Annotated in this window: 21 protein-coding genes and 1 tRNA gene; 17 read left to right on the top strand and 5 right to left on the bottom strand. The window is 64.6% G+C overall.

All coding sequences use genetic code 11. The annotated features are described in order from the left end of the window. The first annotated feature begins 133 nt into the window (after positions 1-133). Positions 134-223, top strand: a tRNA-Ser gene (locus FYJ91_RS00655). Between the two features lie 25 nt (positions 224-248). Next, a complete protein-coding gene (locus tag FYJ91_RS00650) occupies positions 249-1304 on the top strand; it encodes an alpha/beta hydrolase family protein (RefSeq protein ID WP_149520361.1) in 1056 nt (351 codons plus the stop codon). Here FYJ91_RS00650 and FYJ91_RS00645 read toward each other — a convergent pair. Continuing rightward, on the bottom strand, positions 1301-2179 hold the full coding sequence (locus tag FYJ91_RS00645; RefSeq protein WP_181008290.1) for an SDR family NAD(P)-dependent oxidoreductase: 879 nt from the start codon (positions 2177-2179) through the stop codon (positions 1301-1303). The genes FYJ91_RS00650 and FYJ91_RS00645 overlap by 4 nt on opposite strands. 109 nt (positions 2180-2288) lie before the next feature. Between FYJ91_RS00645 and FYJ91_RS00640 the strand changes: the two genes are divergently transcribed. Both FYJ91_RS00640 and FYJ91_RS00635 read left to right on the top strand, forming a co-directional pair. Next, on the top strand, positions 2289-3251 hold the full coding sequence (locus tag FYJ91_RS00640) for an aspartate carbamoyltransferase catalytic subunit (protein ID WP_149520359.1): 963 nt from the start codon (positions 2289-2291) through the stop codon (positions 3249-3251). Continuing rightward, positions 3248-4477, top strand: a complete 1230-nt coding sequence (locus FYJ91_RS00635) for a dihydroorotase (protein ID WP_149520358.1) — start codon at positions 3248-3250, stop codon at positions 4475-4477. Before FYJ91_RS00640 ends, FYJ91_RS00635 begins: the two co-directional genes overlap by 4 nt. Before the next feature lie 53 nt (positions 4478-4530). Here the strand turns inward: FYJ91_RS00635 and FYJ91_RS00630 are convergent, their stop codons facing one another. Continuing rightward, on the bottom strand, positions 4531-5817 hold the full coding sequence (locus FYJ91_RS00630) for an SPOR domain-containing protein (protein WP_181008289.1): 1287 nt from the start codon (positions 5815-5817) through the stop codon (positions 4531-4533). 162 nt (positions 5818-5979) lie between these two features. On the opposite strand from FYJ91_RS00630, the gene FYJ91_RS00625 reads away from it, so the two are divergent. Both FYJ91_RS00625 and FYJ91_RS00620 read left to right on the top strand, forming a co-directional pair. Further along, a complete protein-coding gene (locus FYJ91_RS00625; RefSeq protein ID WP_149520356.1) occupies positions 5980-7044 on the top strand; it encodes an SPOR domain-containing protein in 1065 nt (354 codons plus the stop codon). Positions 7045-7112: 68 nt separating this feature from the next. Further along, positions 7113-7424 (top strand): hypothetical protein, encoded by a 312-nt coding sequence (locus tag FYJ91_RS00620; RefSeq protein WP_246152336.1) that lies wholly within the window; start codon positions 7113-7115, stop codon positions 7422-7424. On the opposite strand, the gene serB is transcribed toward FYJ91_RS00620, so the two are convergent. Further along, positions 7421-8299 (bottom strand): phosphoserine phosphatase SerB, encoded by an 879-nt coding sequence (gene serB / locus FYJ91_RS00615; protein ID WP_149520355.1) that lies wholly within the window; start codon positions 8297-8299, stop codon positions 7421-7423. The two genes, FYJ91_RS00620 and serB, sit on opposite strands and share 4 nt — an antisense overlap. Here serB and miaA point away from each other — a divergent pair. The 7 genes from miaA to FYJ91_RS00580 all read left to right on the top strand — a co-directional run bounded on the left by miaA (position 8292) and on the right by FYJ91_RS00580 (position 16718). After that, the gene (gene miaA / locus FYJ91_RS00610) at positions 8292-9242 is read left to right on the top strand and encodes a tRNA (adenosine(37)-N6)-dimethylallyltransferase MiaA (protein WP_149521276.1); all 951 of its coding nucleotides are present in this window, start codon (positions 8292-8294) and stop codon (positions 9240-9242) included. The two genes, serB and miaA, sit on opposite strands and share 8 nt — an antisense overlap. Positions 9243-9323: 81 nt before the next feature. Continuing rightward, positions 9324-11078, top strand: coding sequence for an acetolactate synthase 3 large subunit (locus FYJ91_RS00605; protein WP_149520354.1), 1755 nt, complete (start codon positions 9324-9326; stop codon positions 11076-11078). Positions 11079-11124: 46 nt separating this feature from the next. Beyond that, positions 11125-11640, top strand: a complete 516-nt coding sequence (gene ilvN / locus FYJ91_RS00600) for an acetolactate synthase small subunit (RefSeq protein ID WP_149520353.1) — start codon at positions 11125-11127, stop codon at positions 11638-11640. 64 nt (positions 11641-11704) lie between these two features. Further along, the gene (gene ilvC, locus FYJ91_RS00595; protein ID WP_149520352.1) at positions 11705-12724 is read left to right on the top strand and encodes a ketol-acid reductoisomerase; all 1020 of its coding nucleotides are present in this window, start codon (positions 11705-11707) and stop codon (positions 12722-12724) included. Positions 12725-12823: 99 nt separating this feature from the next. Beyond that, positions 12824-13456 carry a YceI family protein gene (locus FYJ91_RS00590; protein WP_425473957.1) on the top strand — a complete coding sequence of 211 codons (633 nt, stop codon included), beginning with the start codon at positions 12824-12826 and terminating at the stop codon, positions 13454-13456. Between the two features lie 93 nt (positions 13457-13549). Further along, the gene (locus tag FYJ91_RS00585; RefSeq protein WP_149520351.1) at positions 13550-14968 is read left to right on the top strand and encodes a sensor domain-containing diguanylate cyclase; all 1419 of its coding nucleotides are present in this window, start codon (positions 13550-13552) and stop codon (positions 14966-14968) included. Between the two features lie 205 nt (positions 14969-15173). Further along, on the top strand, positions 15174-16718 hold the full coding sequence (locus FYJ91_RS00580; protein WP_149520350.1) for a 2-isopropylmalate synthase: 1545 nt from the start codon (positions 15174-15176) through the stop codon (positions 16716-16718). A 35-nt stretch (positions 16719-16753) separates the two neighbouring features. Here FYJ91_RS00580 and FYJ91_RS00575 read toward each other — a convergent pair whose 3' ends face one another. Next, on the bottom strand, positions 16754-17332 hold the full coding sequence (locus FYJ91_RS00575) for a carboxymuconolactone decarboxylase family protein (protein ID WP_149520349.1): 579 nt from the start codon (positions 17330-17332) through the stop codon (positions 16754-16756). A gap of 188 nt (positions 17333-17520) precedes the next feature. Here FYJ91_RS00575 and FYJ91_RS00570 point away from each other — a divergent pair, with 188 nt between their 5' ends. Next, positions 17521-17841 carry a PilZ domain-containing protein gene (locus FYJ91_RS00570; RefSeq protein ID WP_149520348.1) on the top strand — a complete coding sequence of 107 codons (321 nt, stop codon included), beginning with the start codon at positions 17521-17523 and terminating at the stop codon, positions 17839-17841. A gap of 6 nt (positions 17842-17847) precedes the next feature. Here the strand turns inward: FYJ91_RS00570 and hrcA are convergent, their stop codons facing one another. Then, a complete protein-coding gene (gene hrcA, locus FYJ91_RS00565; RefSeq protein ID WP_149520347.1) occupies positions 17848-18891 on the bottom strand; it encodes a heat-inducible transcriptional repressor HrcA in 1044 nt (347 codons plus the stop codon). 99 nt (positions 18892-18990) lie between these two features. Here hrcA and rph point away from each other — a divergent pair, with 99 nt between their 5' ends. From rph to hemW, 3 genes are read left to right on the top strand one after another with little or no spacing between them, the layout of a single operon-like run. After that, positions 18991-19707 carry a ribonuclease PH gene (gene rph / locus FYJ91_RS00560; protein ID WP_149520346.1) on the top strand — a complete coding sequence of 239 codons (717 nt, stop codon included), beginning with the start codon at positions 18991-18993 and terminating at the stop codon, positions 19705-19707. Positions 19708-19709: 2 nt separating this feature from the next. Then, positions 19710-20330, top strand: a complete 621-nt coding sequence (gene rdgB, locus FYJ91_RS00555) for an RdgB/HAM1 family non-canonical purine NTP pyrophosphatase (RefSeq protein ID WP_149521274.1) — start codon at positions 19710-19712, stop codon at positions 20328-20330. Further along, a complete protein-coding gene (hemW, locus tag FYJ91_RS00550; RefSeq protein ID WP_149520345.1) occupies positions 20327-21487 on the top strand; it encodes a radical SAM family heme chaperone HemW in 1161 nt (386 codons plus the stop codon). The genes rdgB and hemW overlap by 4 nt, the downstream gene beginning before the upstream one ends. Positions 21488-21521: the final 34 nt, after the last annotated feature.

Here is a 21521-nt window from a genome sequence, read left to right as displayed (position 1 = left end):
CTTGGCGAAACCCATTTCGTCCCCTTCGTTACGCCCTCCTCCTGCCACAGCATCGCGTGATGATGAACCCATTGTGGTCGCGCGACTTGCACGAATGGGCGCAGCGGGACTATCGGCGGGCAACCGCGCGCAAGGAAGAGTGGCCGAGTGGTTTAAGGCAACGGTCTTGAAAACCGTCGTGGGTGCAAGCTCACCGTGGGTTCGAATCCCACCTCTTCCGCCATCGCCCCATCAGTGGAGCGCAGACCATGAAATATCGCTGGTTCACTTGTGCCACCGCTTTCCTTCTCGTCGCCGCGCCAGCGACGGCGGCACTCGATCTGCCCTGGACGGTTCCTTCCGAGAACCCGGTTGCGCAGCGAGCGATCACGTTCGAACACAAGGGCGCGACGCTTTCGGGCACGCTTTTCTACCCGGCAAACGGCCGATCGCTCGCCACCGCAATCGTGCTGCACGGGGCGCAGGCACCGCTGCGGAGCGAACCGCTCTACCATCACCTGACCGAAATGCTGCCCCGGCTCGGCATGGCAGTGTTCGTCTATGATCGGCGCGGCTCGGGGGAATCCACGAGTGGCGGCGCGGCGCCGGGCAATTTCGATCTTCTGGCAGAGGATGCCGTCGCGGCCTTCGCCACGCTGCAGCGCGATCCTATCGTGGACCCGGCGCGGATCGGCTTCTGGGGATTGAGCCAAGGCGGATGGCTGACGATCATGGCCGCCGCGAAGGAGCAGCGCGCAGCCTTCGCGGTCGCGATCTCGGCGCCGATGGCGGCGGCCGACGTGCAGATGAATTTCGCCGTCGCCAATCTCCTGCGCGTGCGTGGCTATCCGCAAAGCGTGATCGATGCGGCGATCGGTGCGCGCACCGCCGTCGACGATTATACGCGTGGAAAGATTTCGCGCGCCGAAGCCGCGGCGGCCGAGGTGAAAATCAGCGGCGAACCCTGGTATCGCGAGCTCTACTTAAAGGGAAACATCGACGATCCCGAATGGAAGCGGCAGATCAGCGCCGATCCATTGGCCTCACTCAACGGATCGCGCATCCCGACGCTGATTTTGTTTGGGCAGGGCGATCCCTGGGTGCCGGTCGCGCCATCGCTCGCGGCACTACGGGCGCGGGAAAAGCTTTATCCCAACGTCACCACGCATGTCATCGACGGCGCCGATCATGGTATGATGCTGGGCGTCGATCCGAAGGACCAGATGGACCTGGCCTTTGCAAAGAGGGTTTCGCCGAACGCGCCGGCCTATTTCGCGCTTCTGGCGGCATGGTTTCAGCAGATGGGGCTGGCGAAGCTGCGCTAGATGACCGTGCCGATCTCATAGAGATGCACGTCGGTCGGTAGCTGGTTTGCCGCGAGCGTCGCATCGAAAGCATCGGCCACCGCATCCGCGGTCCACACGTCGCGCTCGATGATCGGCGCGCGAATGGCGGGGTGAGACATCAGGCTGAGGCGGGTGCCGTCGATGCGGACGACCTGGCCGGTGATCCCCGCCGCGCGATCCGACAGCAGATAGACCATGACCGGCGCATTGGTTTCAGGCGTGGGCATTGCGGGGCCGGTAGCGCGGGCGATGCCCTGATCTCGCAGGTGCGTGCCCATCACGCCCGACATATCGGTCGCGGCCATCGGGGAGATGGCATTGACGCGGATCCCGCGGTCCCTCAACTCGCTCGCCCAGGCATAAGTGAAGGATGCCACCGCGCCCTTGGTCGCGCCGTAGCCGCCCAGATAGGTCTGCCCCGTCTGCGCGCCCGAGGTGACGTTGATGATCGCCCCCTTCCCCGCCGCGAGCATGGGTTCGATCGCGGCGCGCGCGCAGTTGAAGGTGCCGACGATGTTGACGTCGATCATCGCGCGCAGTTTCTCGAGACTGTCCTGCTCGAGCCGTGCAGGCAGCATGATTGCGGCATTGTTCACCAATCCGTCGATCGCGCCGAATGCCGCGATGCACCGATCGATAAGCGCCGCCGCCTTTTCGGATCGAACGATATCGCTGGGTTCGGCAATGGCATCGCCGCCGGCGGCGCGGATTTCGTCGGCGACGGATTCGGCCGACTCGGCATCGATATCGTTGACGACGATCCGCGCGCCCGCCGTGCCCAGCGCCTTCGCGTAAGCCGCGCCGATCCCGCGCCCGGCGCCCGTGACGACGATCGCCTTTCCATCCAGCCGCATCACTCGCTCTCCCATATATATTTTGACGGCACATGACGCGCATCGGCGGAAGGTTTCAAGCCTCGTACGGCTTGAGCTTTGGCGCGTCTCGCCCTATGGCGCGGCTTTAATGTCTGCGAACCTCCCCAGCCCTTTCCCGCATCAGCATCTGACGGGAATCTACGGGCTCATGCCGCATGAGATCGCGTTCCTGCTCGACGAAGCCGAACAGTGGATCGCACTCAATCGAACCACCACCAAACATGATAGCCGGCTCGCCGGCCTGACGCTGATCAATGCCTTTTTCGAGAATTCGACGCGCACTCTGCTGTCGTTCGAAATAGCGGGCAAGCGCCTGGGCGCCGACGTCGTCAACATGCAGGTCAGCCAGTCTAGCGTGAAGAAGGGCGAGACTCTGATCGACACCGCCGTCACGCTCAACGCGATGCGCGCGGATATGATCGTGGTGCGACACCAGTCATCGGGCGCGGTGCAACTGCTCGCCGACAAGGTCGACTGTCCGGTGCTCAACGCCGGCGACGGCCGGCATGAACACCCGACCCAGGCTTTGCTCGATGCGCTGACGATCCGACGGCGCAAGGGCTATATCGCTGGGCTGACGGTCGCGATCTGTGGCGACATCCTGCACAGCCGGGTTGCGCGGTCGAACATCCTGGCCCTGACCGCCCTGGGCGCCGAGGTGCGTGTCGTCGCGCCGCCGACCTTGATGCCTGCCGCGATCGAGCGGATGGGCGCGATCCCGTTCCACGATTTCGACGCTGGCCTCGATGGAGCCGACGTGGTGATGATGCTCCGCCTGCAGAACGAGCGGATGGAGGGCGCCTACCTGCCCTCCCCGCGCGAGTTCCACGCGCTCTATGGTCTTACGCCCGAGCGACTTGAGCGTGCGGCGCCCGACGCGCTGGTGATGCACCCCGGCCCTATGAACCGCGGGGTCGAGATCGTGAGCAGCGTCGCCGATCATCCGACCCGATCGGCGATCACCGAACAGGTCGAAATGGGCGTCGCGGTGCGCATGGCCTGCCTGGACGTGCTGACGCGCAAACGGCGCGGCGTGGAGGGTTGGGCATGACCCGGCCTCTCGCAATCCGTAATGCACGGATAATAGATCCTATCGCTAAATCAGATGCTTCCGGTGATATTCTTATAGTCGATCGGATGATTGCAGCCGTCGGCACGATCGACGCGCCGGCGGATGCCGAGACGCTCGACGCGAAGGGCGCGTATATCGCGCCCGGCCTCGTCGATGTCGGCTGCTTCGCGATCGACATGCCTGCCTTTGCGGCCGGAGGGGTCACGCGCGTGGCGCTGATGCCCGACCAATCGCCCGCCCTCGATCACGCCGCGCTCGTCCAGCGGGCTGCGGCTGCCGGTAAGCCTGATTTGTGGGTTCACCCGATCGCAGCGGCGACCAAGGGGCTCATGGGCACGGACCTGGCCGAAATCGGGCTGATGAAGGCGGCGGGCGCCTGCGCTGTGGCAACCGGGCGGGGCTGGATCGCGGACTCGGGCGTAATGTATCGCCTGCTGTCTTATGCCGCCGCGCTCGATCTGGTGGTGATCGCGCATGCCGAGGATGGCGGGCTGACCGCCGGCGCCGTGGCGACCGAGGGCGAGATGGCGACCCGCTTTGGCCTGCCCGCGGCGCCCGCGATTGCCGAGGCGATGGCCGTAGGGCGCGATATCGCGCTGGCCGAACGTACCGGTGCCGCCATCCACTTCCGGCAGTTGTCGACCACCGCGGCTTTCGATCTGGTGCGGAAGGCCAAGGCGCGCGGCGTGCGCGTGACCTGCGGCATCTCGCCGGCCTATTTCCTGCTGTCCGACATCGCGATCGGCGGTTTCCGGACCTTCGCCCGCCTGTCCCCGCCGTTGCGCGACAACGACGATGTGACGGCGGCGATCGCGGCGATCCGCGACGGAACGGTTGATGTGATCTGCTCGAGCCACGATCCGCACGGCCCCGAGGCAAAGCGCCTGCCTTATGCCGACGCCGAAGCGGGCATGTCGGGCGCCGAGACGCTCCTGACGCTTTCGCTGGCACTCGTCCGCGACGAGGTGATTGCCCTGCCCGACCTGATCGCCTTGCTCTCCACCGCGCCCGCCAATCTGCTCGGCCTGCCCGGCGGCACGATCGCTCCGGGCGGGGAGGCAGACCTTGTACTGTTCGACCCGGACGCCTTCTGGAAAATCGATTCGGATCGCATGGCCGGCAGCGCTGGCAACACGCCGTTCGATGGCCTGCCGGTTCAGGGCAAGGTGCTGACGACGATCAAGGGCGGCGTAGTCGTCAAATGAGAAGGGCGACCCGGCTAGCCGGATCGCCCCTTAACTTTCCTGAAGAGTGAAGATCAGGCGCGGCGCGCGTCCTCGCGGCGGAGCGCCCATTCGAGCGGGCGGTCGTTGGCGGTCGTCCGGACGAAGCAAGTGCTGCCCGCGGCCTTGATGCGCGTGCACAGCTTGGAAGCTTCGGCGCGGGTGGCGATGCCGCCGACCGAGAGGCGATAGAGGGTCGCCTTGCCCACGCGGAAATCCGAGCCCGACGGGGTATAAGCGGCGAGATAGCCTGCTTTGCCTGCGATGTGGCCCCATGCGGCTTCGGTGCGTCGCGCCGTGCTGAACGCTCCCAACTGAACGGTGAAGCCGCCGGTGCGGATGGTCGGTGCGCGCAGTCTGGGCTTGCTGGCCATGGCGAATATGGGGCGAGCCTTTGGTGCGGCGAGGCGCGCCGGAGCAGTAGCGCGTGCCTTCTCGACCGTAGCGACGGCCATGATGGGCGCAGGCGCGATCGAGCGCTGAACGATCGGTGCCTGCTCTGCAATCGCCACGGGTGCGACTGGTTCGGCAACCACTTCGGGCTGAGGCGCGGGGGTGGCTTCCGCGAGCATCGGTGCGGGTTCGGCCGGAGCGACGAGCGCGAGTGCGGTCGGCATGCCCGGGTCCTCGACCCGTGCGACACCAAGAAGGGCTGCGACCTGCTGTGCGCTGTCCTGCGCCGCGGCGATCTGCGCCCAGCGGCGGAGGCGATCGGGAAGCTGATCGGCGGGCACGTCACGCGCGGCGGTGGCCGAGGCGGCATCCCAACGACCGAGCAGGGCATAACCCAGAGCGAGGTTCTGACGGGCGCGGGCATCGGCACCGGGCGCGCGGGCGGCGGACTCCATGATCTCCAGCCCTTCTTTGCGACGGCCGGCGAGCATGAGCGCGAGGCCGGCTTCCGCATCGGCCTGATCGGCCTTGAGGCCATCGAGCGTTGCGAGCGCGGCGTCGTCCTTGCCCTGAGCGAGTTCGGCGAGCGCCTTGATCACGGCTACGCGACCCATCGTGGCGTCCAGCGCCTGAGCATCGCCGAAGGCCGTCTCGGCCGAACCGAAGCGGCCATTGGCAAGATAGACGCGGCCGAGCAGTGCGCGATAGGTCGCGTCCTGCGGGGCAAGGCCGACAGCGTTCTCAGCCTGAACGACCGCGAGAAGAGGGTTACGGGCGAGCAGCGCTTCCTGCGCCGCGCTTGCGGCCGTGGCGGCTGCACGCTGCCCTGTGGGCTGGGATAGCGCAACGCGTGGATGTTGTGCCGTCATCGCGCAGCCCGTCGCCGCAACGCTCAAGCCCGCCATCGCGAACGCCAACAACTTGCGCATGTTCAACCCCATGTCCTGCGGGCGCAATTCGCCCTCCCCACCCGCATCGCACGGCCGCCGCTAAGGAAGTGTTAACGACGTTCTTTAAGAGAATTCCCTGTCGCGAGCCGGTCACAAAGTCGCTATCACCCTGCCCGGACGGGGAGATTTGAGGCGGTGGTAATGAAGGCTTGGGCAGTCGCGTTGCTGATCGGAAGCACGGCCATGACGGGGCCGGCATTCGCAGGGGTGAAGGAAGGCGTCGATGCCTGGCTCGCCGGCGACTATCCCAAGGCGGTGGCTGAGTGGAAAGCGCCTGCCGCCGCCGGCGATCCCGACGCGCAGTTCAATCTGGGCCAAGCCTATAAGCTGGGCCGCGGCGTGCCCCAGGATTCGAATGCGGCGACCGAATGGTATCGCAAGGCCGCGACCGCCGATCACGAACAGGCACAGGCCACGCTGGGCCTCCAACTGTTCCAGTCGGGCAAGCGCGATGAGGCGATGACCTGGCTCAAGAAAGCAGCAGATCATGGCGAGGCGCGCGCGCAATACGTGGTCGGCACCGCCTATTTCAACGGCGATTCGCTGCCGAAAGACTGGTCGCGGGCTTATGCCTATATGACGCGCGCCAAGGCGCAGGGCATCGGCGCGGCGAGCACGAGCCTGACCCAGATGGATCAGCTGATTCCCGAGAATCAGAAGCAGTCGGGCCTCGCGATCGCGAAGGAAATGGAGCGCACCGATCAGCTCAAGATGGTCGATCAGGGCACGGGCAGCAGCCCCCTGACGATGCGCAATTCGCGCGGAGTGGCGGGCGGGCCAGCCCCGTCGACGGTCGGCCGAGCCGACGTGCCCGCCTCGCCTCCGTCGCCTGTACCTGCCCCGTCGAAGCTCGCGAGCGCAGCACCCAAGCCTGTCGCCACCGCGACGATCCCGCCGCCCAAGCCGGTAGTCACGGCTCCCGTCAAACCGGCTCCGACGCCGGCCGCGCCTAAGCCCGCCGCTGTGGCGAGTTCGGGTGGCAAGTGGAAAATCCAGCTCGGCGCCTTTTCGACGCCCGGCGCCGCACAGACGGCGTGGGCGAAGATGAGCAAGTCGGGCGGGCTTTCGGGCCTGACGCCCTTCTATGTGCCGAACGGCGCGATGACGCGACTGCAGGCCGGGCCGTTCGCGACCCGTGCGGCGGCGAGCCAGGCATGCGCGGCAGCGGCGGGTGCCGTTACGGGCTGTTTCCCTACCGGGGGGTAAGCGCCGCTTTAACCGAATGGCAGGCGTTGCCGTCTAAACCGGGTCCGTACAACGGATACGGATTTTGCATGCTCTACGAAAAGATCAGCCCCGCGCATGCCATGGCGACGCCGTGGCGCCGGCGACGACTCTGCACCCTCACCGTCGGCCATGAAAATTCGACGGTGGCGCTGCGATCGGTTTCGGGCAGTGGCGCGCAGGTCGACACGACGATCGTGCCGCCGACCGGCATGACCGTCGAGCTACATCACCCGGATGCGGGCGCGATCAAGGGCCGGGTCTCGACGATCGATGCCGACGGCATCCGAATCGATTTCGACGGCGGTGAGGCGGCGGTCGCCTTCGCGCTCAACGCCATCATCGCGGATATGGCAGCTTAGGCTACCCAATCCGCGCGCTTATAACCTTGTGCATAAAGAAGCGCATGCAAGTCATTGTGATCAATACGCGCTGAAGCCGCCGCCGCCGTCTTCGGCTTGGCGTGATAAGCGATGCCCAGCCCTGCCGCTTCGATCATCGGAATATCGTTCGCGCCGTCGCCGACCGCGAGGCAATCGGCCGGATCGAGACCATGCGCCGCGGCCTCGGCGAGCAGGGTTTCGCGCTTTGCCGCCGCTCCCACAATCGGGCGGGCGACCGTGCCAGTCAGTACGCCGCCCTGGATATCCAGCGTGTTCGAAAGCGCGCGGGTGAAACCGATCTCTTCCGCCACGCGATCGGCGAACACCGTAAACCCACCCGAGACGAGATAGCAGTCGTGGCCGTTGGCGCGCATCGTGCGAACCAGCGGCCTGGCCCCGCCCATGATGACGACGCGCTCGGCATGGCAGCGATCGATCACGCTTGCGTCGAGCCCCTTGAGCAGCGCCACACGGGCGTCGAGCGCGCCTTCGAAATCGAGTTCGCCGCGCATCGCGCGCTCGGTCACTTCGGAAACCTGCGCCTTGATCCCGGCATAATCGGCCAGTTCGTCGATGCATTCGATCGTGATCATCGTCGAATCCATATCGGCGATCAGCATCTTGCGACGGCGCCTTGCGGCCTCCTGCACCACGACATCGGTTCCGGCGAAGGCGCCTTCCAACGCAGCACGCACCGCCTTGGGATCGCCATCGAAGGCTATGTCGCATGCGACGCCGTCTTCTATCCAACTGATCGTGCCCGGCGTCGCGCCGGTGGCCGCGATCCGATCGGCGGCGGCGGAAATATCGCCCTGCCCCAGCTTTTCCGATGCTATCAGCGTGGCGATGAACACAATCGTCTCTCCGGATCGTAAACCGGTCGCGCTTATTGCGGGGCCGACGGCCAGCGGCAAGTCCGCTCTCGCGATGGCGCTAGCCGGGATCGCGAACGGCGTGGTGATCAATGCCGATGCATCGCAGGTCTATGCCGACCTGCGCGTGCTTTCGGCGCGACCGAGCGTCGAGGACGAGGCCACGGTGCCGCATCGCCTGTTCGGCTATCGCGATGCGGCCGACGCCTGCTCGGCAGCGGATTGGGCGGCCGATGCACGTGCCGCGATTGCCGAAGTGCACGATGCGGGGCGTTTGCCGATCATCGTAGGCGGCACCGGCCTTTACATCCGCACCCTGCTGTTTGGGATCGCACCTGTGCCGGAGATCGATCCGGCGATCCGCGCCACAGTTCGCGGACAATCCGTCACTGAGAATTACGCCGCCTTGTCGGTCGAGGATCCGATCATGGCGGCACGATTGCGGCCGAGCGATACCACGCGGATCGCCAGAGCCCTCGAGGTGATACGATCAACCAAGGAATCGATAAGCCAATGGCAAGAACGACTTGAGGGGGGAATCTCACAAGAAGTTTCGACATATCCCGTCATCCTGCTGCCACCGCGCGAATGGCTGCGTGCGCGGTGCGATGCGCGTTTCGAACATATGCTGGCCGCAGGTGCCGTGGCCGAGGTCGAGGCGCTGATGACGCGCGAACTCGATCCCACCCTTCCCGCCATGCGCGCGATCGGTGTGCCCGAAATCGCCGCATGGCGCGCGGGCGACATCAGCCGCGAAGTGATGATCGAGCGCGCCCAGACCGCGACGCGCCAATATGCCAAGCGGCAATATACGTGGTTCCGCCACCAACTCCCGCCCGAATGGCCCCGGATCGGCGCGCATCTTGATGCCAATTTGATCGATAAAATCGCAATTAAATTACGCGAAGATGTGTTGACACATTAGTTTATTATCTCTAGGTCGCCCCTCCCGGATGCGGTAAACCCCGCGTCTCCGAGCATTTCGAGCGTGAACGAGGACCGAACGATGACTGCCGAGCTTTCCGGAGCTGATATCCTGATCCAGGCGCTGACCGATCTCGGCGTCGAGGTCGTATTCGGCTATCCCGGCGGCGCGGTCCTTCCGATCTATGATGCGCTGTTCAAGCAGAAGCGGATTCGCCACATCCTCGTCCGTCAGGAAGGCGGCGCAGCGCATGCGGCCGAAGGCTATGCGCGATCGACCGGTAAGCCGGGCGTGGTGCTGGTGACCTCCGGGCCGGGCGCGACGAATGCCGTGACCGGTATCGCCGACGCGCTGATGGATTCGATCCCGATGGTGGTCATCACCGGGCAGGTGGGAACACCGCTGATCGGCACCGACGCGTTCCAGGAATGCGACACGGTCGGCATCACCCGCCACTGCACCAAGCACAATTATCTGGTGAAGGATCCGGCCAAGCTCAGCGACGTGATCCACGAGGCGTTCCACATCGCGACCTCGGGCCGTCCGGGTCCGGTGGTGATCGATCTGCCCAAGGATGTGCAGGTCGCGACCGCCACCTATCGCAAGCCGACCACGAAGGAGATGCCGCACAAGGGATATCGCCCGCAGGTAAAGGCCGATCCGACCCTGATCGAAACCGCGGTAGAGATGATCGCGGCCGCCGAGCGCCCCGTGCTCTATACCGGCGGCGGCGTGATCAACTCGGGTCCGGCGGCGAGCCAGATCCTGCGCGAATTGGCCCGTGTCACGGGCGCGCCCGTCACGTCGACACTGATGGGACTCGGCGCCTTCCCCGCGTCGTCGTCGCAGTGGCTCGGCATGCTCGGCATGCATGGCACCTATGAAGCGAATTTGGCGATGAACCAGGCGGACCTGATCGTCTGTCTCGGTGCGCGCTTCGACGATCGCGTAACCGGCCGCCTCGATGCATTCGCGCCACAAAGCAAGAAGATCCACGTCGATATCGATCGCAGCTCGATCAACAAGATCGTGCGCGCCGATGTCGGCATCGTCGGCGACGTCGGCCGAGCGATGGAGGATATGGTCAAGCTGTGGAAGGCGCGCCAGCATATGGCGCAGGACCTGAAGCCATGGTTCGCGCAGATCGACCAGTGGCGCGCTAAAAAGAGCCTGAAATATGGCGCTTCGACCAAGGAGATCATGCCGCAGCACGCCATCAAGCGGCTGTGGGAGGCGACACACAAGCTCAAGCCGATCATCACGACCGAGGTCGGCCAGCATCAGATGTGGGCCGCGCAGCACTTCGACTTCGAAGGGCCGAATAAGTGGCTTACCTCGGGCGGTCTGGGTACGATGGGCTATGGCCTGCCCGCTGCAATCGGCGCCCAGTTGGGCAATCCCAATGCGCTCGTGATCGATATCGCGGGCGAAGCGTCGATCCAGATGAATATCCAGGAGCTCGGCACGGCGACCCAATATCGCCTGCCGGTGAAGATATTTATCCTGAACAACGAATATATGGGCATGGTCCGGCAGTGGCAGGATCTGACCTATGCGGGCCGGTATTCAGAGTCTTACAGTGATGCTTTGCCAGATTTTGTGAAGCTGGCGGAGGCTTATGGCTGGATGGGTCTGCGGATCGAGGGACCGGATCAGCTCGACGATGGGATCGCTGCCATGCTCGCGCATGACGGGCCGGTAATGGTCGACTGCCGCGTCGCCAAGCTTGCCAATTGCTTCCCGATGATCCCGTCGGGTGCTTCGCACGTCGACATGATCCTCGAGGCCGATGATGTGGTCGGTGAGATGGACGACGAGGCCAAGGCGCTCGTCTGATCCCCTCCCCGCCATCCACCGACAAAATTCGATCAGGGACGATCCCATGCATATCAAGCAGGAGGCCACCGAGCGGCATACGCTCAGCGTGACCGTGGACAACGAAGCCGGTATTCTGGCCCGTATCGCCGGGCTGTTTTCGGCGCGCGGCTATAATATCGACAGCCTGACGGTGGCCGACGTCACCGAGGACGAGAAGATCAGCCGGATCACGATCGTGACGACGGGCACCCCGCACGTCATCGATCAGGTGGTTGCACAGCTCGACCGGATGATCCCGGTCCACAAGGTCACCGACCTGAGCGTGCTGGGCCCGCATGTCGAACGCGAACTGGCGCTGGTTAAGGTCGTCGGTACCGGCGATCACCGGATCGAGGCTCTTCGCCTGGCGGAGGTTTATCGCGCCCGGGTCGTGGACTCGACGATTTCGAGCTTCATCTTCGAAGTGACCGGAAACCCCGAAAAGATAGACAAATTCCTCGAGCTGATGCGTGAGGTTGGCCTCGTCGAGGTAGCGCGCACCGGCGTCGCCGCGATCATTCGCGGCAAAGAGGCACTTTAAAAGCTTTCAGGAGAGGCGAACGGCCGCTAACGGCCGCCCCCAAGATTTCGGAAAGGGAATTGAAATGCGCGTCTATTACGATCGTGATGCCGACATCGGCCTCATCAAGACCAAGAAGGTCGCCATCGTCGGTTACGGCAGCCAGGGCCATGCCCATGCGCAGAACCTGCGTGACTCGGGCGTTGCCGAAGTCGCGATCGCGCTGCGCGGCGGTTCGGGCACCGCGAAGAAGGCCGAAGAGGCCGGTTTCAAGGTGCTGTCGGTCGCCGAAGCTGCGGCCTGGGCCGACATCATCATGATCCTCGCCCCCGACGAGCATCAGGCGCAGATCTACAATGACGAGATCGCACCGAATCTGAAGTCGGGCGCAGCGATCGCCTTCGCGCACGGCCTGAACGTCCATTTCGGGCTGATCGAGCCGGCCAAGGACATCGACGTGTTCATGATCGCGCCGAAGGGCCCGGGGCACACCGTGCGTTCGGAATATCAGCGCGGCGGCGGCGTGCCCTGCCTGATCGCGATCCACCAGGACGCCAGCGGCAACGCGCATGACGTCGCCCTCTCTTATGCGTCCGCTGTCGGCGGCGGCCGTTCGGGCGTGATCGAGACGACGTTCCAGGAAGAGTGCGAGACCGATCTGTTCGGCGAGCAGGCTGTGCTGTGCGGCGGTATCACTCACCTGATCCAGGCGGGTTTCGAAACGCTGGTCGAGGCGGGCTACGCTCCCGAAATGGCCTATTTCGAGTGCCTCCACGAAACCAAGCTGATCGTCGACCTGCTCTATGAAGGCGGCATCGCCAACATGCGCTATTCGATCTCGAACACGGCCGAGTATGGCGACATCGTCACCGGCCCGCGCATCATCACCGCCGACACCAAGGCCGAGATGAAGCGCGTTCTCGCCGACATCCAGTCGGGCCGTTTCGTGAAGAACTTCGTTCTCGACAATCGCGCCGGCCAGCCCGAACTGAAGGCCAGCCGCAAGGCCGCCGCTGCCCACCCGATCGAGAAGGTTGGTTCGGAGCTGCGCGCGATGATGCCGTGGATCGGCAAGAACAAGCTGGTCGACAAGACCAAGAACTGATCCGGTCAGGAAAAGAGCCGGATCGTTTCGGTTCGCTATCGGTTTAAGGGGGCGGTGCGGCTATGGTCGCGCCGCCCCTTTTCCATGTCCGGAGAGTCGATGATGAAGACGCCTCTGATCCTCGCCGCCGTCGGCGGTTTGATCGCCCTGCCCGTGATCGCGCAAATGCCCAAGGAAGCACCCGGTGCGGCCGATCCCTCGCGCGTCACCGCCGGCACCTACAAGGCCGATCCAGGCCATACCCAGGTCGGTTTCAACGTCATGCACCTGGGCTTCAGCTATTATCGCGGCCTGTTCGGCGACATCAGCGGCACGCTCACCCTTGACCCCAAGGCGCCCGATAAGGCGAAGGTGTCGATCGACGTGCCGATCGCGGGCGTCGTAACGACGCATGAGAAGCTCAACGAACATCTGAAGGGTGCGGACTTCTTCGATGCTGCGAAGTTCCCGACGGCACACTTCGAATCGACCTCGGTCAAGGTCAGCGGCACCAAAGCGGTGATCGCGGGCAACCTCACCATCAAGGGCATCACCAAGCCCGTCACGCTCGACGCGCATTTCGTCGGCGCGGGCAAGATGTTCAACCCGATGACCAAGGCGAATAGCGAACAGGTCGGGTTCGAGGCTACCACCACGATCAAGCGCAGCGACTTCGGCGTGAGCTATGGCATCCCGTTGGTGCCGGATGCCGTGCCGCTGACCATCAGCGTGGCGTTCGAAAAGCCCGCTTAAGCGTGTTGCAATGCTTTGCATTGCACATTCGATTGCGGATTTTCGTTCATCTTCGTTAACGCTACGTATTGGCTCTCCTTTGAGGGATGATCGTTGCTCCACGAAGATGCCCAAGGCGACCTTGCCGTAACCGAACTGCGCCTCTCACAGGCGCTGCTCGCATTGCAATCGGTGATCGCCGCCGCCGATGGCCATGTCGAGCTGGCCATCGGCGCGGTGCTGGAGGGCGCCTTGCGGCTGGTGCCCAGCGCCGACGGCGTGCTGGTTGCTGTCACCGAACCGGCAGGTCTGATCTGTCGGGCGGCGCGCGGCAGCTTCGAAACGCTGGCCGGGCGGCGGCTCGACGGAGTTACCCATTCGGCCGAGATTGCGCTGAGCGAAGGCCGCTACATGTATGATCCCGATATCGGGTCCGGCGGGGGCTTCGCACCGATGATCGCCCGGCTTGGCGCCCGGTCGGTGGCGGTGGTTCCGATCCCCTTTCGCGCCGGCCATGTCGGCGTGCTCAAGATCGGGGCGGCAAGGCCCGACGCCTTCACCGAGGAGCATCAGCTTGCGATCCGCCTGCTCGCGGGGCCGCTCGCCCTCGCCTTCCTGGGCAGCGCGCATCTGGAGGCGAGCGAAGGACATGAGAGCGCCGATCGCCGTTTCGTCGCGACATTCGAGCAGGCGGCGGTCGGCATGGCACATGTGGGGCCGGATGGCGGCTTCATGCGCGTCAACCAACGCTTCTGCGAGATTGCCGGTTACAAGAACGATGAGCTGCTTGCGGGCGGATTCCAGCAGATCACCCATCCCGACGATCTGGAGATCGACGAGCATCATGTCGCCGAACTGATCGACGGGGCTGCCGACAGCTATACGCTCGAAAAGCGTTACATCCGGAGCGATGGCGAGACGGTGTGGGTCAACCTTACCGTCTCACTGGTGCGCAATCAGGCCGCCGCGCCCGAATTCTTCGTCGCGGTGGTCGAGGATATCAGCGCGCGCAAGATCGCGGAGCAGGCGGCGCGGCGCGACAGTTTGACCGGCCTGCTCAATCGGCGTGGGCTGATCGAACTGCTCAACCAGATGGTCGACCCGGGAAGTGACCGCGAAGCCTTCGTGCTCGCTTTCCTCGACATGGACGGCTTCAAGAATGTTAATGACCAGCTCGGCCATGACGAGGGCGATCGCTGCCTCGTCTCGATCGCCGAAACGTTGATCGCTTCACGGCGCCGTGGCGATCGGCTCGCCCGCCTTGGCGGGGACGAGTTCGTGATGATCCTTCCGAACACGGCCGAAGCGGAAGCCCGCCCGCTGATCGACGAGGCGTGTCAGGCTATCAAGAGCGATGCCGAGGCCTGCGGCTGGCCGATCTCGGTCAGTGCCGGTGCCGTCGCCATTCCAGATAAGACATCCTGCTTGGCGACGGACATCATCGCGGCGGCCGATCGGCTGATGTACCGGGCGAAGCGATCGAAGCGGTCCTCGCTCCTCATCGAAACCTACGCCCCGCCTTCGCCGCAATAATCCGATCTACGGACTGGACTTGCGCGCAGCTTTCGATGTATCCGCCGCACCAATGACGCATTATCGCGCCCTTCTCCTGCTTCGACTTACGCGCCCTTAGGCGCGCGATTTCGCTTGGGGTCCGGGGCGGATCCTTCAAGCCACGGCGTCTAAGGGGTTCTGAACCGCAGCCCGACAAGACCATCCTGCAACAGGAGCAGGTTCCGTGACCGACACCATATTGATTTTCGATACCACCCTGCGCGATGGCGAGCAGTCTCCCGGCTGTTCGATGAATCTCGAGGAAAAGCTGCAGGTTGCAGCCCAGCTCGAAACGCTGGGCGTGGACATCATCGAGGCGGGCTTTGCGATCGCCTCACCTGGCGATTTCGAGGCGGTGAGCGAAGTTGCGCGTCAGTGCAAGCGTGCGACCATCGCCTCGCTGGCCCGCGCCGCGACCGCCGATATTGAGCGCGCTTGGGAAGCCGTGCAGCATGCCGAGCGCCCGCGCATCCACACCTTCATCGCCACATCGCCGCTCCATATGCGCGTCAAGCTCAACAAGAGCCCCGACGAGGTTCTGGAGGCAATCGACCGAACCGTCCGCCTGGCGCGCAACCTGTGCCCCGATGTCGAGTGGTCGGCCGAGGATGCGACACGATCGGATCCCGATTTCCTGGCGCGAGCGATCGAAACCGCGATTGCGGCCGGCGCGCGGACGATCAACCTGCCCGATACCGTCGGCTACGCGACGCCCGAAACCTATGGTGCGATGTTTCGCGACATGATCGGCCGGGTGCCGAACGCCGATCTCGCGGTGTTCTCCACCCATTGTCACAACGACCTGGGTCTCGCGGTCGCCAACTCGCTCGCGGCGGTGATGGCAGGCGCGCGACAGGTCGAATCGACGATCAATGGCATCGGCGAGCGCGCCGGCAATGCCGCGGTCGAGGAGATCGCGATGGCGCTGAAGGTCCGTCACGATGTGATGCCGGTGCGATCCAACATCGTGTCGACCGAGATCACGCGTGCTTCGCGGCTGATCTCGGGCATCACCGGCTTCCAGGTTCAGCCGAACAAGGCGATCGTTGGCGCCAATGCCTTCGCGCATGAGAGTGGCATCCACCAGGACGGCATGATCAAGGACGCTTCGACTTACGAGATCATGACGCCGGAAAGCGTCGGCCTCACCCAGTCGAGCCTCGTCATGGGCAAGCATTCGGGCCGCGCCGCCTTCCGTCAGAAGCTGCAGGAACTCGGCTACGAACTGGGCGACAATGCTTTCCAGGACGCCTTTGCGCGCTTCAAGGAACTCGCCGACGCCAAGAAGGCGGTTTACGACGAGGATATCGTCGCGCTGGTCGACGATGAGGTGAACAGCGGCCACGCCGCGATCCAGGTCAAGGAAGTCGAGATCTACTGCGGCTCGAACGGTCCGCAGCGTGCGATCCTGACCCTCGAGGTCGATGGCGAGGACAAGACCGTGACCTCGCGCGGCAACGGCCCCGTCGACGCACTGTTCAACGCGATCCGCATGATCGTGCCGCACGACAGCTCGATCATGGAGCGCTACGAGGTACATGCCGTCACCGGCGGCACAGACGCGCAGGCCGAGGTGTCGGTCCTCCTCTCGGAAAACGGACGCACCACGCGCGGGCGCGGTGCGCATCACGACACGATGGTTGCATCGGCGCGTGCCTATGTGAACGCTCTCAACAAGATGATGGTCAAGCGCGGCAAGGCGCCGGTGGACGCGAAGGTCGCCAGCTGATCGGGTCGGGGCGGTCGATGGACCGCCCCACCTTTTCAGGCTTCGCGGGATTCGGGCGGCCGGAACGGGCAGGTGCGCAGCCGTTCGAGCAGGTCGAAGGCGAGAATGAACTTCGCCATGCCGGTCAGCACCGCCATGATCACTCCGAACTCGACCAGCTCGGCATCGCTGAAAGATCGCTTGAACCGATCGTAAAGCTCCGGCGTGACGACCGCCGCGGCGTTATCGAGCGCCATGACGTCCGCCAGCGCCAGGATCGCACGCTCACGCTCCTCGAACGGACCATTCTCGTAGTCGGCCAGCGCATTGAGCTGCTCTTCGCTATAGCCTGCCGCGATCGCCGCCGCCCAATCCGACCGGTTGCACGATGCACAGCCATGCCGCCCGGCGAGATGAAGGCGAACGAGCTCGACCAATTTGGGATCGAGTCGACCGGAAGCGAACAGATCGCGGTAGAAGGCATCGTTATACCAGTCATAGACCTGCGGCGCGTTCGTCATCACCTCGACGAAGCTGGTGTCGCCGTGGAGTTCCTGCGATCGATCCCAACTGCCCTGATGGCGGGGGGACATCGTCTCGCGCGGCACGCGATTGAAGGGGGTCTGGGGCAGCATAGTGAGTCCTCCGGCCGAAAAGCCTGAGCCTAGCCATGCCAAACGCGACGGACATCGCTTCGCACGGAATATTCGCGCTGCGAACGGATCGCCGAAATGCGACAGAATGATCGCGCCATTAGCCGATTGTTAGGGATATCCGGGCATCGTTTCGGAACCATCAGAGTCGACACTGACGGAAAGAGACAATGAACCTGATCGATGACAGCGAAGAGAATGAAGCACGGCGCTACGGGCGTCATCGCATCATGCTCGCCGTCAATCTCTACTCGGTGCATGGCGAGCTGGGCGGTGTCCTGCTCGACATTTCACGCGGCGGCGCGATGCTGAACGCGCATCCACCGCTTCCGGTCGGCTGCAAGCTGGTGATCGAGCGGCAGCATCTCGAGGTGCCTGCCATCGTTCGCTGGGTCGAAGGCAATCGCTTCGGTATCCAGTTCGACACCCCTCTCAGCGAACTCGACGTCCTCGCCATCGTGACCAAGAGCCGACAGCGCGACGCGGCCTGACGTCGCTCAGGTCATCATCCGGGTCAGGGCCTGCGCGGTGAAATCGACCATCGGCACGATCCGCGCATAATTGAGCCGGGTCGGCCCGATCACCCCCACCACGCCGACAACGCGACCGTCGATGCCGCGATAGGGCGCTGCGATCACCGATGATCCCGACAGAGAGAACAGCTTGTTCTCCGCACCGATGAAGATCTTCATCCCCTGCCCGCTGCGCGCGCTTTCGAGCAGGCGGGCAATCTCTTCTTTGCCCTCAATCTCGTCGAGCAGCTGGCGGACCCGCTCCAGATCGGCGGCGTCGCCCGGATCGATCAGGTTCGCCTGCCCGCGCACAATCAGCACGGGCCGCGACGCGCCATCCTGCGACCAGATGGCCAGCCCGCGCTCGACAAGCGCCGCGGCCGCCTTGTCGAGCGCCGCGCGTTCCCGGCCGATCTCCGCCTCCATCCGCAGGCGCGCTTCGCCTAGCGTCAGGCCAGCTAGCCGTTCGCTGATGAAGTTTCCGGCCTCGACCAGCGCACTGGGCGGGATATCTGGTGGAAGATCGACGACGCGGTTCTCGACGCTGCCATCATGCCCGACCATCACAGCGACGGCCTGCTCGCGCGACAGCGGAACGAAGCTGAACTGGCGCAACACCGGCTCATTGGGCGGAACCAGCACGATTCCGGCACAGGCAGACAGGCCGGACAAGACTGCGCTGGTCGCGGCCAATGCCTCCTCGATCGGTCCACCGCGCGCCGCGCGCGCCTCGATTGCCGCGCGTTCCTCGGCCGACGGTTCCGCCGTCTGCATCATGCCGTCAACGAACAAACGCAGGCCCGTCTGCGTCGGCATGCGGCCCGCCGAGGTGTGCGGCGCCTCCAGCAGCCCCAGTTCCTCCAGATCCTGCATCACGTTGCGGATCGAGGCCGGCGACAGATTGAGCGCCGCGAGCTTCGCAATGGTGCGCGATCCGACGGGCACGCCCGATCCCAGATAGCTCTCGACGACCACGCGAAATACCTCGCGTGCTCGGGTCGATAGTTCAGTGACAGGAGGTCCGCTCACGCATGAGAGATAGGGAAAGGTGGAGCGCTGCTCAACTCCCGTTGCTCCGCGCGCGCCCGACGCCTAAAGAGCCGGCCACATCATAAGAAGGATAGCCCCATGCGCCCATCCGGCCGCACCCCCGATCAGATGCGCCCGATCGCGATCGAAACCGGTTTTACCGTCCACGCCGAAGGTTCGGTGCTGATTTCGTTCGGCGACACCAAGGTGCTCGTCACCGCCAGCGTCGAGGAGCGCGTCCCTCCCTTCCTGCGCGGCAAGGGCCAGGGTTGGGTCACGGCCGAATATGGCATGCTGCCCCGCGCGACCCACACGCGCGGCAGCCGGGAAGCGGCGAAGGGCAAGCAGTCGGGACGTACGCAGGAAATTCAGCGTCTTATTGGACGTTCTTTGCGCGCGGTGGTCGACATGACCAAGCTGGGCGAGCGCCAGATCACGATCGACTGCGACGTGATCCAGGCCGACGGCGGCACCCGAACCGCATCGATTTCGGGCGGATGGGTCGCACTGCGCCTTGCGGTCGACAAGCTGATGGCGGCCGGACTGATCACCGAGGATCCGATCACCGCGCAGGTCGGTGCGGTCTCGTGCGGCATCTACGAAGGCACGCCTGTTCTCGACCTCGACTATATAGAGGATTCGAACGCGCATGCCGATGCGAACTTCGTCCTGCTCGACAATGGCAACATCGCCGAGGCGCAGGCGACCGCCGAGGGCGCGACCTATGACGAGGAAGCCCTCCTCCGCCTGCTTCGTCTCGCCCGCATCGGCTGCAACCAGATCTTCGCCGAGCAGCGCAAGGCCGTCGGTCGGTGACGATCGAGCTACCCCATCGCAAGCTCGCCCCGGGAAAGCTCGTTATCGCGAGCCACAACAAGGGCAAGCTCAAGGAAATCGCCGAACTGCTCGCGCCTTACGGGATCGAGACGGTATCGGCGGCGGCGATGGACGTGCCCGAGCCCGAGGAAACCGGCACCAGCTTCGTCGCCAATGCCGAGTTGAAGGCGCGCTTTTCGGCGGATCTGACCGGCCTGCCCGCGCTCGCCGACGATAGCGGACTGTGCGTCGAGGCGCTGGGTGGCGAACCGGGTATCTTTTCGGCGCGCTGGGCCGAGATGGAAGACGGCACGCGCGACTTTGCCGAGGCGATGCGCCGCGTGAATGCGCGCGTTTCCGAGAAAGGCCCCGAATCCGGCCACGACGCACATTTCGTCTGCGCCCTTTCGATCGCCTGGCCCGATGGCCATGTCGAAAGCTTCGAGGGCCGCGTCGACGGAACGCTCGTCTGGCCACCGCGTGGCAGCAATGGTTTCGGTTACGACGCGATGTTCCAGGCGCTGGGCATGGAGCAGACCTTCGGCGAGATCGAGCCCGAGGCGAAGCACGCGATGAGCCACCGCGCCGATGCCTTTGCCAAGCTCGTCGCGGCGGTGTTTTGATCCGAGCCGATCAGGAGGGCGCGCTCGCCCTCTACATCCACTGGCCCTTCTGCGTCGCCAAATGCCCCTATTGCGACTTCAACAGCCATGTCCGCAACACCGTGGACCAGGACGCATGGCGCACGGCTTTGCTCACCGATCTGGCGCATGAGGCAGCGCTGCTCCCCGGACGGAAGTTGACATCGATCTTCTTCGGGGGTGGAACGCCATCGCTGATGCCCCCCGCGACGGTTGCCGCGCTGATCGAAGCGGCGGGCCAGCACTGGACCTTTGCCGACGATATCGAGATCACGCTCGAGGCCAATCCGAACTCGATCGAAACCGCCCGCTTCGGCGATATTGCGGCGGCTGGCGTCAACCGCGTCTCGTTGGGATTGCAGGCGCTAGATGACGAGACGCTCCACTTTCTCGGCCGCGCCCACGACTCCACCGAAGGGCTGCGCGGGCTGGAGACGGCGCAGCGCCATTTCGCGCGGGTGAGCTTCGATCTGATCTATGCCCGCCCCGGCCAGAGTGCCGCGGCATGGGAAAGCGAACTCACCCTGGCACTTGGCTACGGGACCGAACACCTGTCGCTCTATCAACTCACAATCGAACCGGGCACGCAGTTCGCGGCGCGCTTCGCGAAAGGCGATCTGCCCACGCTGGACAGTGACAGCGCCGCCGATCTGTTCGAGCAAACCCGCGCCCAGATGCGCGAGGCGGGGCTTCCGGCCTATGAGGTGTCCAATCATGCGCGGCCAGGAGCAGAGAGCCGGCACAACCTGACCTATTGGCGCTATGGCGACTATGCCGGCGTCGGCCCCGGCGCGCACGGCCGCCGTGCCGGCGTCGCGACCGCACGCCACAAGAAGCCCGAAAACTGGATCGCGCGGGTCGACGCGCACGGGCATGGTATCCAGATCGAGGACGTGCTGAGCGCAGCCGAACGTGCCCGCGAGGCGCTGCTGATGGGCCTGCGTCTCAATGCAGGGATCGACCTTGCCGCGATCGCCGCGCGCACGGGTCAGCCGATCGACCGGCTCGTGAATGGAGCGGCGGTCGACAAGCTTTCCGGGCATGGCCTCGTCGCTCGTGACGGCACCGCGCTGCGTGTCACCGAAGCCGGTATGCTGCTGCTCGACGCGATCCTCGCCGAGATCGTTACCGCCGACTGACCTTCACAACGCCGTTCCCCTGCCCCATCTCGGG

Origin of the sequence: Sphingomonas montanisoli (assembly GCF_008274695.1) — a bacterium.
Lineage (GTDB): Bacteria > Pseudomonadota > Alphaproteobacteria > Sphingomonadales > Sphingomonadaceae > Rhizorhabdus > Rhizorhabdus montanisoli.
Note: the sequence above shows the minus strand (reverse complement) of the source record. Positions and strands in the feature narration are given on the sequence as shown.

Excerpts from the sequence above, each read along its gene's own strand:
- FYJ91_RS00650 (WP_149520361.1), top strand. The coding sequence starts at position 249 with ATGAAATATCGCTGGTTCACTTGTGCCACCGCTTTCCTTCTCGTCGCC.
- FYJ91_RS00645 (WP_181008290.1), bottom strand. The coding sequence starts at position 2,179 with ATGCGGCTGGATGGAAAGGCGATCGTCGTCACGGGCGCCGGGCGCGGG.
- FYJ91_RS00640 (WP_149520359.1), top strand. The coding sequence starts at position 2,289 with ATGTCTGCGAACCTCCCCAGCCCTTTCCCGCATCAGCATCTGACGGGA.
- FYJ91_RS00635 (WP_149520358.1), top strand. The coding sequence starts at position 3,248 with ATGACCCGGCCTCTCGCAATCCGTAATGCACGGATAATAGATCCTATC.
- FYJ91_RS00630 (WP_181008289.1), bottom strand. The coding sequence starts at position 5,817 with ATGCGCAAGTTGTTGGCGTTCGCGATGGCGGGCTTGAGCGTTGCGGCG.
- FYJ91_RS00625 (WP_149520356.1), top strand. The coding sequence starts at position 5,980 with ATGAAGGCTTGGGCAGTCGCGTTGCTGATCGGAAGCACGGCCATGACG.
- FYJ91_RS00620 (WP_246152336.1), top strand. The coding sequence starts at position 7,113 with ATGCTCTACGAAAAGATCAGCCCCGCGCATGCCATGGCGACGCCGTGG.
- miaA (WP_149521276.1), top strand. The coding sequence starts at position 8,292 with ATGAACACAATCGTCTCTCCGGATCGTAAACCGGTCGCGCTTATTGCG.
- FYJ91_RS00605 (WP_149520354.1), top strand. The coding sequence starts at position 9,324 with ATGACTGCCGAGCTTTCCGGAGCTGATATCCTGATCCAGGCGCTGACC.
- ilvN (WP_149520353.1), top strand. The coding sequence starts at position 11,125 with ATGCATATCAAGCAGGAGGCCACCGAGCGGCATACGCTCAGCGTGACC.
- ilvC (WP_149520352.1), top strand. The coding sequence starts at position 11,705 with ATGCGCGTCTATTACGATCGTGATGCCGACATCGGCCTCATCAAGACC.
- FYJ91_RS00590 (WP_425473957.1), top strand. The coding sequence starts at position 12,824 with ATGATGAAGACGCCTCTGATCCTCGCCGCCGTCGGCGGTTTGATCGCC.
- FYJ91_RS00575 (WP_149520349.1), bottom strand. The coding sequence starts at position 17,332 with ATGCTGCCCCAGACCCCCTTCAATCGCGTGCCGCGCGAGACGATGTCC.
- FYJ91_RS00570 (WP_149520348.1), top strand. The coding sequence starts at position 17,521 with ATGAACCTGATCGATGACAGCGAAGAGAATGAAGCACGGCGCTACGGG.
- rph (WP_149520346.1), top strand. The coding sequence starts at position 18,991 with ATGCGCCCATCCGGCCGCACCCCCGATCAGATGCGCCCGATCGCGATC.